The organism is Vibrio sp. 1F255, assembly GCF_041439145.1.
GTDB classification, from domain to species: Bacteria; Pseudomonadota; Gammaproteobacteria; order Enterobacterales; family Vibrionaceae; genus Vibrio; species Vibrio crassostreae_C.
In genome coordinates this window covers 59,013-68,866 of sequence record NZ_JBGONQ010000033.1, presented here as the reverse complement: position 1 = coordinate 68,866, position 9,854 = coordinate 59,013, and the positions used below count along the sequence as shown (strand labels likewise).

Annotated in this window: 7 protein-coding genes and 1 pseudogene; 5 read left to right on the top strand and 3 right to left on the bottom strand. The window is 44.8% G+C overall.

Annotated elements, in window-relative coordinates:
- Positions 1–69: 69 nt before the first annotated feature.
- The 3 genes and pseudogenes from ACED41_RS17540 to ACED41_RS17530 form a co-directional block, all read right to left on the bottom strand.
- Positions 70–633: pseudogene (locus ACED41_RS17540) on the bottom strand (methyl-accepting chemotaxis protein); the annotation flags it as partial.
- A 282-nt stretch (positions 634–915) separates the two neighbouring features.
- Positions 916–2,943 carry a cache domain-containing protein gene (locus ACED41_RS17535; RefSeq protein WP_102333335.1) on the bottom strand — a complete coding sequence of 676 codons (2,028 nt, stop codon included), beginning with the start codon at positions 2,941–2,943 and terminating at the stop codon, positions 916–918.
- Positions 2,933–4,396, bottom strand: coding sequence for a sigma-54 dependent transcriptional regulator (locus tag ACED41_RS17530; RefSeq protein ID WP_065584417.1), 1,464 nt, complete (start codon positions 4,394–4,396; stop codon positions 2,933–2,935). The genes ACED41_RS17535 and ACED41_RS17530 overlap by 11 nt, the downstream gene beginning before the upstream one ends.
- Before the next feature lie 302 nt (positions 4,397–4,698).
- Here ACED41_RS17530 and ACED41_RS17525 point away from each other — a divergent pair, with 302 nt between their 5' ends.
- The 5 genes from ACED41_RS17525 (at position 4,699) to ACED41_RS17505 (ending at position 9,635) form a co-directional block, all read left to right on the top strand.
- Positions 4,699–5,505: a substrate-binding domain-containing protein gene (locus ACED41_RS17525; RefSeq protein ID WP_017059611.1), complete on the top strand. Its 807-nt coding sequence runs from the start codon at positions 4,699–4,701 to the stop codon at positions 5,503–5,505.
- 322 nt (positions 5,506–5,827) lie between these two features.
- Positions 5,828–6,526, top strand: coding sequence for an ABC transporter permease (locus ACED41_RS17520; protein ID WP_017068184.1), 699 nt, complete (start codon positions 5,828–5,830; stop codon positions 6,524–6,526).
- Positions 6,527–6,536: 10 nt separating this feature from the next.
- Positions 6,537–7,256, top strand: coding sequence for an energy-coupling factor ABC transporter ATP-binding protein (locus tag ACED41_RS17515; RefSeq protein WP_371725352.1), 720 nt, complete (start codon positions 6,537–6,539; stop codon positions 7,254–7,256).
- Positions 7,234–7,818 (top strand): molybdenum cofactor guanylyltransferase MobA, encoded by a 585-nt coding sequence (mobA, locus tag ACED41_RS17510; RefSeq protein WP_004733776.1) that lies wholly within the window; start codon positions 7,234–7,236, stop codon positions 7,816–7,818. The genes ACED41_RS17515 and mobA overlap by 23 nt, the downstream gene beginning before the upstream one ends.
- Positions 7,818–9,635, top strand: coding sequence for a bifunctional molybdopterin-guanine dinucleotide biosynthesis adaptor protein MobB/molybdopterin molybdotransferase MoeA (locus tag ACED41_RS17505; protein ID WP_371725351.1), 1,818 nt, complete (start codon positions 7,818–7,820; stop codon positions 9,633–9,635). The genes mobA and ACED41_RS17505 overlap by 1 nt, the downstream gene beginning before the upstream one ends.
- The last annotated feature ends 219 nt before the right edge of the window (positions 9,636–9,854 follow it).

Sequence of the window (9,854 nt, the reverse complement as noted above, 5' to 3'; positions counted from 1 at the left end):
TAAGCCTTTTTTCTATCTAAATAAACAAGTTAGCTCTTAAGATCCTGTCTATGAATAGTCCTATTGATGCTAAACCTTAAAGTATTTCAATTGCTCAGTAAGGTGTTCTGTAGTGTTCGCCATTTTCTGACTGTCTTCTGCGAGCGATTGTGAGGCTTGGAGTACCTCATCTGCAGCGAGATGAATCCCAGTAACACTTTCACTCATTTCAGTGGCTACCGTGCTTTGGTGCTCCGAGGCTGCGGCAATTTGTGCCACCATGTCATTGGCGTTATGCAGTTCATTCACAATCACATCGAGTTGTTGACGGGTTTCGTTAGACGCGACAACACTGTGATCAACCTTCTCGTTACTGCTTTGCATTGCCTTAAAGGTCCGTTCTGCTTGTTGAGTCAGTTTCTCAATCGTGGATTGCACTTCGTTAGTTGAATTTTGAGTGCGGCTAGCAAGATTTCGAACTTCATCAGCAACCACTGCGAATCCTCTGCCTTGCTCTCCTGCACGTGCCGCTTCTATTGCTGCGTTGAGCGCTAACAAGTTCGTTTGTTCTGATACATCACGAATCACACCAACGACTTGGCTTATTTCAGTCACGCCTGATTGCAGATCTCTGACTAAGTTATTCGCGTTACTTAATTTCATAGCTGACTGACTTTATTATTTGTTTTGATTATGTATTTTCGGTCAAGGTATCAAAATTTCGTACAGTTCAGATGATATGCATCAAGATCAAAAGATATGCACTGTGTTACATAGCCAAAAAGAGGTGCTCGTCAAACCGAAAGAGGTTGAGATTTGGTTTGCGATAGATTAGTAGTGCAGAATTTTCGTGCTTGGGCTAAAACGTTCGTGTAATAGCCCAAGCGCGTTAGAAATATTATCAGATGATAATATCAGTGAATGAGTTCTTAGAACTTATAGGTTTGATACAAGCAATTGAGGTGTCGCTTTCTGTTGAAGATAGATACTAAAGCAACTTCCCTTACCTACCTCAGATTCAACTCGGATCTCGCCGCCAGTTTGGCTCAATATACTCTGAGATACTGACAACCCTAAGCCCGTGCCATCTCGTTTGGTGGTATAGAAAGGCGAGAAGATACGTTTCAGTTGTTCTTCCTTAATACCGCAGCCTTCATCTTGAACATGAACGATAGCGCCATGAGACACACCATTTTCAACCCAGTCTTCACTCGAAATGGTTAACGTGCCCTGACCGTCCATTGCATGAATCGCGTTCATTTGTAGGTTAACCAGAATCTGTAGCAATTGGTTTCGATTGACCTCGACTGAGGTTTTAGCGTTCAGCTGCGATACGTACACAATGCCTTTCTTCTTCGCACCTGTTTTTACGAGCGTAATACTTTCATCCACTATTGGGTTGATATGTTGCCACGTAATTTCGTCTTGTACGCCGCCGTGACGGCTGTATTGAAGCAGGCTTCGTGTGATATTTCGAATTCGGTCAATCTGCTCCATGATCGCGTGGACTTCCTCATCTACACGGCTCACTTCATCGCCCAGTTCAAACTTCATCAGTTCAACGTTGCCAAGAATCACGGCGGTTGGGTTATTGATCTCATGAGCAATACCTGCCGTTAATTCACCTAACGCGGCCAGTTTTTCATTGACCACCAGCTTATCTCTGGCTTGATTGAGAAGCTTGATGTGCAGTTCAAGTTCTTCAGTTTTCTCTTTCAAACTCGCGGTACGAGAATGCACTTTGCACTCTAGTTCAGACGCCGCTTGTTGAATCTCTTGATTACGCTCGTGCAGTAGATCCAACATCTTATCGAACTGTTTAGCGAGCAGTGTCAGTTCGTGTTGATCATCCAAACCTAGCGTACCAATTCGCTTGTCTTGCCCCATCTGTACTAGCTTCACCACTTTATGAATGCGTTCGATTGGGTTGAAAAGATCACGTGCGCCACGGTGAACGATCAAACCGGATGCCAACAGAAGCAACACAATGGTAATGCTAATTTCGCCAAGGTTGGTCAAGTACGTTTCTATCAGCGGCCAAATCAAATAACCGGTGTAAAGCATACCAATCACATTATTAAACTGGTCATGGATTGGTTGGTAAGCTGTGATGTACCAAGCATCGTAAACATACGCTCGATCTAGCCACTCTTTACCTTCATTCAAGACTTTCGAGTGAACCTCGTGAGAAACACGTGTACCAATGGCGCGCCCTACACTGTCTTCACTGCTCAAAGGCACGTTGGTGCTAACACGAAGATCATCAAGGAAAACCGTGACCGTTCCTATATGACGATTAAAACCTTCTCGTTGTGGATAGATAAGGTTACTGATTTGGTCAACAAGTTGAGTACTGTTATTCAGTAAGATCCCACCATCCAGAAAACCAATCACATGATCATGTTCATCTTTGATGGATACAACGGTTCGGCTTACCAATCCGCGAGTCTCGACCTCTTGCCCGTTGAGCATCGGAACTTCCGCTTTTTTAGCGAGGTCACGATCGAGATAATTGAGTTCATTACGGCTTAAGACACTGAAAAATGAAGGCTTGTGAGTTAAGTTTAGATATTCGAGTTTCTTTTCCATGCTCTCGACACTGCGCCAGCGCAGAAAATCGAGCTCATAGCGAGATTTGTTCTCAGACACCCAGCGAGTTAGCTCTTCGTGTGAAAGATCACTCGCGAGTTTGGTTCGAAAGTTATAAGACTCGGCGAACGCACGAACGTTGTATGCTTGCTGATTTTGGATCAGGTGAATACTGTTATCGGCAACATCCAAGCGTTCATCAACATCAATCAGAGCGCCCTGCCACGTGTAACGTATTGACCAATACAGTGTGATAGCCACAAGCGCGCACAAGGTCAGAATGATCGGAGCTGATGTTAGGAATAATAATCGGTAGCGAACCATGGTTTTGAATCGGAACGCCCACTTTGACCACCAACGACGTCTAATCGGCATATTCAGAGCCTTCTGTGTTCCAATCTTTGTACTTACGCTCTAGCGTTTTACGTGCGACGCCAAGATCTCTTGCAGCTGCCGATTTATTGCCATCATGAAAACTAACCAGCTGTTCTATATGAGATTTTTCTACTTCTTTGAGTGTCCAAGTGTTTGGATAACCCTCGGCAGCGTCTGCATTATTCAAGTTTGGCATTTCCGCACCATGTGACACCGTCACTGAAATGCTAGCGGGAACAGGATCACCATTAATCTCGCGCCAATAGTGTGCTGGTGGCTTGTCTAAAAGAATGCATCGTTCGACTAAGTTTTTAAGTTCACGAATATTTCCCGGCCATTCGTATTCGTTCAACGCCAAGATATCTTCATGTGCCCAATTTGGAACTGGCATGCCAAGCTCGCTCGATAAAAGACGAGTAAAGTATGGAACAAGTTCAATCAGGTCTGACGGGCGCTCTCTCAATGGCACCACATCAATCTTAAGTACATTGAGTCGGTAGAACAGATCGCGGCGGAAGTGCCCTTTATCGACCTCTTCTTGAAGATTTCGGTTGGTCGCCGCCACCACTCGTACGTCAACGGAAATTTCCTTTTCGTTACCGACTGGACGAATGGTTCTTTGCTCTAACACGCGTAGCAATGCAGCTTGCATTGGCAGTGGCATTTCACCAATTTCATCAAGGAACAAGGTGCCACCACTTGCGACTCGGAAAAGACCTTCACGGTTTTTCTTCGCACCAGTAAATGCGCCTGATGTATGTCCAAACAGTTCACTTTCTAGAAGCTCTGGAGCAATCGCACCACAGTTGATTGGCACAAATGGACCTGTGCGTTTACTGGCTTCATGTACACCACGAGCAACCAGCTCTTTGCCGGTACCCGACTCACCTTCTATCAAGACGGACGCTCGAGACGGTGCAAATTGACTGATCAGCAATTTAAGTTGTTTGGTCTTGTCTGAATTGCCAATCAGTTCAGTCTTGATATGACGACTCACATCACGCTTCAACGCGTACTGCATTCTTTGGTCGAGTCGCTTATCCATACAACGCAGAACCGCTTGTATCATCTGTTCGAGGTTGAACGGCTTAAGAATAAAATCTGAAGCACCAAGCTTAAGCGCGGATATGGTCATCTCTAGATCGGCATAACCCGTCATGAAAATCACATCGGCGCGTTTGTCGTTGTCGTTAAACGCCTCTTCCCACTCAATGCCAGATCGGCCTGGTAGGTTGATATCAAGGACAATCAGATCAAAATGTTCGCTCGAACGCAGCGTTTCAGCCTCTTCAACCGATCCTGCGCTCGACACCTTGCCAAAGAACTTACCTAGTGCTTTCTTTAAGATAGCCTGCATACCCAATTCATCATCGACGACCAAAACGGAAAAGGCCTGATACTGAGTCAATGTGTTCGGGTTGAGATTGGATGCAGATGAACTAGGTAAAGACATAATGATTAGCCGGTGAGAAAAGTTGGGACAGAGTGTACCAATTAACCTTTTCTCCAACAGGGACAATGTGCGACATTTTGTCCTAGCTCATGTTTTGATTCATTTCAACGGGGTAAAAGACTCAGTTTTGTCCGAAATAACAGCAATTTAATGAAATCTGATGCATTATTTGTTGGCATTAAGATTGCTTATAAGGTGTAGATTTCTAATTACAACAATTAGCGTCTTATGCACATGCCCTCTTTGAGCCCTTTAAAATTGAAGGCATGTCATTCATTTATAACAGAATGGACATAATAATAATGAAAGCAATTCCCCTAACTATTGCAGCTCTATCTATCGTCAGTTACACGGCTAGCAGCGCGGAAGACACCACTCATATTAAGTTGGCGACAACCACAAGTACTTATCACTCTGGTCTACTTGACTACTTATTGCCTGAGTTCGAAAAAGATTCTGGTATCAAGGTTGATGTTCTAGCTGCGGGTACCGGTAAATCACTTCGCATGGGCGAAAATGGTGATGTTGATTTGGTAATGACTCACGCACCAAAAGCTGAAGCGAATTTCGTAGAAAAAGGCTACGGCGTTTTACCTCGTAAGCTGATGTATAACGACTTTGTCATCGTTGGTCCACAAAGCGACCCTGCAAAAATTGAATCTCAAAAAGCAGTGGCAGATGTGTTCAAAGCGATCGCGACTAATAACGTGACGTTTGTGTCTCGTGGCGACGACTCTGGTACTCATAAGAAAGAGATGGGTATTTGGGCGCAAACTAAAATTGAACCAAACTTTGGTGGTTACCGCAGTGTGGGTCAAGGTATGGGCCCTACTCTGAACATGGCGTCAGAGATGCAAGGCTACACCATGACAGACCGTGGCACATGGTTGGCTTACCAAAACAAACTGGATCTTAAAATCCTTTTCCAAGGTGACAAGAACCTATTCAACCCTTACCAAGTAATCCTTGTTAACCCAGAGCGCTACCCAAGCATTAACTATCAAGCAGCGAAAGTATTCAGTGATTGGTTGGTGAACCCTAAAGGTCAGAAACTGATTAACGACTTTAAACTGCATGGCAAACAGCTGTTTGTTGCAAGCGCAGAATAGTTTGTTGTAAGTGAACCGTCGTTTTCTGTAAGTAAAAGTAGCGCTAAGGGTTCAACCCGAATCAATTAGCGCTACGCTTAACTAAACAGTTAACGAAGCACCTAAGCAATATCGCTTTAATAACTATCTTGTTTAACAGCAGGTCGCTATAAAGCTGTCTCGCTTTAATAGCGTTCACGCTTAACAACACATTCATGCTTAGAAACACAATCATGCTTAAGAGCAATCGCTGACCAATACACACTCAAATAGTTTGGGTCAGCTATGATTAACATCAGTCATTACCGATAAAGACCTATTATCGATTCACACGAGATACTTCATGACCCTATGGCAAACAACGATTGATGCAATGAACCTACTAGTGAGTTTTGACCACGAATTGTGGAAAATCGTCGCGGTATCTTTCAGCGTATCTTTGTCCGCCATCTCATTAGTGATTGTTCCTGCAATCCTTATGGCTTTCTTATTGGCTTATACCGAGTTCCCCGGGAAGTGGGCATTGTTATCGGTGATCAACACCCTGCAAGCTATCCCAACCGTGGTTATCGGTTTGTTGATGTACATGATGCTCTCTCGCTCTGGCCCGTTAGGTGATTGGGAATTACTGTTCACCCAAAAGGCGATGATTCTAGGTCAGATGCTGATCTGTTTCCCAATCCTAGTTGCGATGATGCATGGCGCTCTGCAGGCCAGTGACCGCCGAGCGGTAGAAACCGCGCGCACGCTTGGCGTATCAACGACTCGTGTGGCGTGTACGTTAATTTGGGAAACGCGCTTCCCTCTTTTAGCTGCAACTATCGCTGCCTTCTCTCGTATCGTCACTGAGGTTGGTTGTTCAATGATGGTCGGTGGCAACATTATGGGGATGACAAGAAACATCCCAACAGCTATCGCTATGGAAAGCCACAAAGGCGCATTCGCTCAAGGCGTCGCCCTCGGTATGGTGTTATTAGCATTGGCATTAGCCCTTAACTTTTTCCTTTCCAGTGTGAGAGGAAAAGGCTATTTAAGAACTTAGGAACGCTGTCATGAGTATAAAAATAACAACGCAGCAAATTTCAATGCGCTACAAAGAGCGTGTTTTGTTCCATATTCCCGAATTGTCGATCGGCCCCAACGATGCCATTTATCTCAAAGGAGATAATGGTGTGGGTAAAACGACCCTACTTAAAATATTGTCTGGATTGATTCAGCCCAGCTCTGGCCGCATTCAGTCTCCGACACAAAGCTGGCAGCAGATCTTATTCCCTAGGCTCAAGTTCAAAGACATTATCTACCTGCATCAAACCCCCTATCTTTTTGATGGTTCGGTGTACCAAAATGTCGCTTATGGCATTCGCTTTAACAAAGAGAGCCAAAAAGATAAGCGAGCTCAAATAATTAATGCATTGAGAATGGTAGGTTTAGAAACCTTGGCAGATGAACACATTTCTGTGTTGTCTGGTGGTGAGCGTCAACGCGTTGCAATGGCACGAGCCTGGATTCTTAAGCCGTCAATCTTGCTTATGGATGAACCAAGTGCCTCTTTAGACAAAGAATCTATTGAAAGATTGGTGATAATGGCCGAAGATCTTCTTCAAAGAGGCGCGAGTTTAGTCATCACTAGTCACCAAACTAACGCGTTAACCGACTTATGTAAGAAGCAATGGTGGATCAAAGACAATACTTTGACCGAATCCCCGCTTTTTCAAGTTATTAAGAAAGATAAAGCACAAGAGAATATTTATGCTGCTTCCAACGCAAACTAGTTGGGTTATTTTGGCTGGCGGGCAGGCCAGCCGTATGGGCGGAAAAGATAAAGGACTCGTTGAGCTCAACGGTTCTCCGCTTATTCAATACGTTATAAACAAGCTGTCACAACAAGATGTCAGCATCACTATCAATGCCAATCGTAACTTAGACAGCTACCAAGCATTTGCTCCGGTTGTTTCCGATTCTTTCCCTGACTACCCAGGTCCGTTGGGTGGCATTCATGCTGGCCTTAAAAACGCGAGCACAGACTGGGTTGGTTTTGTCCCTTGCGACAGCCCACAAATCAGTGACGACCTTGTTGAGCGTTTTTGTTCTGCAGTTAAAGAAGACAGCGACATTCTTGTCGCGCATGATGGCGAATTTAAGCAACCTGTATTCACCCTATTCCACAAACGTGTTCTACCAAAGTTAGAAGCGTTTTTGGAACGTGGTGATCGTAAAATCATCTTGCTATACAAAGAGTGTGTTACCGAATACGTTGATTTCAGCGATTCTCCTAACTGCTTTGTTAATCTCAACACGCCAGAAGAACTCACCCAATTCGGAACGCTTCAATAATGAAAGATTCTAAACAACGCCCTAACCTTCCTTTATTGGGCTTTGCTGCTTATAGCGGTACAGGCAAAACGACCGTACTTGAAGCCCTGCTTCCTCTGTTGACTGATGCGGGTTTAAAAGTTGGCGTGTTAAAACATGCTCACCACGATTTTGATGTCGATAAGCCGGGTAAAGACAGTTACCGCTTACGTAAAGCGGGCGCGAACCAAATGTTGATTGCTTCTCGTAATCGTCACGTGATGATGACAGAAACACCAGAAGCCGAAGCAGATTTTTATTACCTGCTGACTCGATTTGATACCAACACGCTTGATCTGATTTTGGTTGAAGGCTGTAAGAACATCGCCTTCCCTAAAATTGAACTGCACCGAGATGAAGTGGGCAAACCTTGGTTATATCCAAACGATAACAACATTATTGCTATCGCGGCAGACAACCAAGTTGAATCAGAGCTGCCACAAATGGCGATCAGCGACTTAGAAGCGATTCGTGATTTCATCATCGATTACGCGCAGTCCTTTGACCTTGTCTCTACAACAGGCAGAGCCGTGTCATGCTCACCTTCAAAAGACGCAGCGCCAGCTGTTTGTTGTGATTCGTTCTCTCCTGCAGGTTTAACCGTTACTCAAGGCCAACAAAAGATTGTTGATAGCATTGACGCACTCGATCTCACAGAGAGTGTTGAATTACTGCAAGGCTACGGCCGCGTGCTGGCTGAAGATGTGATTTCGCCAATCAACGTTCCTCAGAATACCAACTCTGCAATGGACGGTTATGCAATTCGTAGTGAAGATCTAGAATTGGACAGTTACAACATCGTTGCTGAAGTCATGGCGGGTCACAGCTACGAGCAAATCGTGCAACAAGGTGAAGCCGTTAAAATCATGACCGGCGCACCAATGCCAGAAGGCGTTGATGTTGTCGTGATGCGTGAACAAGCCGTCCAAGATGGCGATAAAGTTAGCTTCCCTGATGCTAAAATCTCGGTTGGACAAAATGTCCGTATGGCAGGTGAAGATTTAGAAATCGGCCAACCTGTCTTTACACGTGGCACACGCATTGAAGCGCCAGAAATGGGCATGATGGCGTCGTTAGGTTTTGGTACCTGCCCTGTTCTGCGTAAAGTGAAAGTGGGTGTGTTCTCTACGGGTGATGAAGTTCAAGCGCCGGGTCACGAGCAAAAACCAAACTCTATCTATGACTCAAATCGTTTTACTATTATCGGCATGCTTCAAAAGCTCGGCTGTGACATCGTCGATTACGGCATCATTGAAGATGATGAGCAGAAGATGATGGATGTGCTGCATTCTGCGTCGCTTGAAACCGATATGGTTTTGACTTCTGGTGGTGTGTCTGTTGGTGATGCGGATTACATCAAGCTTGCGTTGGATAAGCTCGGTCAAATCAACTTCTGGCGTATCAACATGCGTCCAGGTCGCCCACTGGCTTACGGTAAAATTGAAAACAAACCGTTCTTTGGTTTGCCGGGTAACCCAGTTGCAGTAATGGTGTCGTTCATTAACTTTGTTGAGCCTGCGATCCGCAAGCTTCAAGGTCAAACGAACTGGACGCCAGTGAAAGCAAATGCTGTAGCAACTGAACAATTGCGTTCACGCCAAGGTCGTACCGAGTTCAGCCGTGGTGTGTTCTCGATGAATGAATCGGGTGTGCTTGAAGTGAAAACGACGGGTAAGCAAGGTTCAGGTATTCTGCGTTCAATGAGCGAAGCGAACTGCTTAATCGAAATCTCGCCGGCGGTTGATACCGTGAAGGTTGGCGAAACAGTGACGATCATTCCGCTACAAGGTCGCGTTTGATTCAAAGCTCAAACACCTAAATTGACTTGGCCGCTTTTTAATTGACTTAGAAGCTCTTTGCCAAAACATAGATGAAGCCCCTTCTATCGAGCTTTCGATGTTATGGGGCTTTCTTTTCTGTTCGTTTTGTAAAAGACAACCTGTTCGTTCCTTAAAAGACGAAAAGCTTAAATAACGATAAGCCTGAAGAACGATAATCTTAAGATTTTTTATCATAAC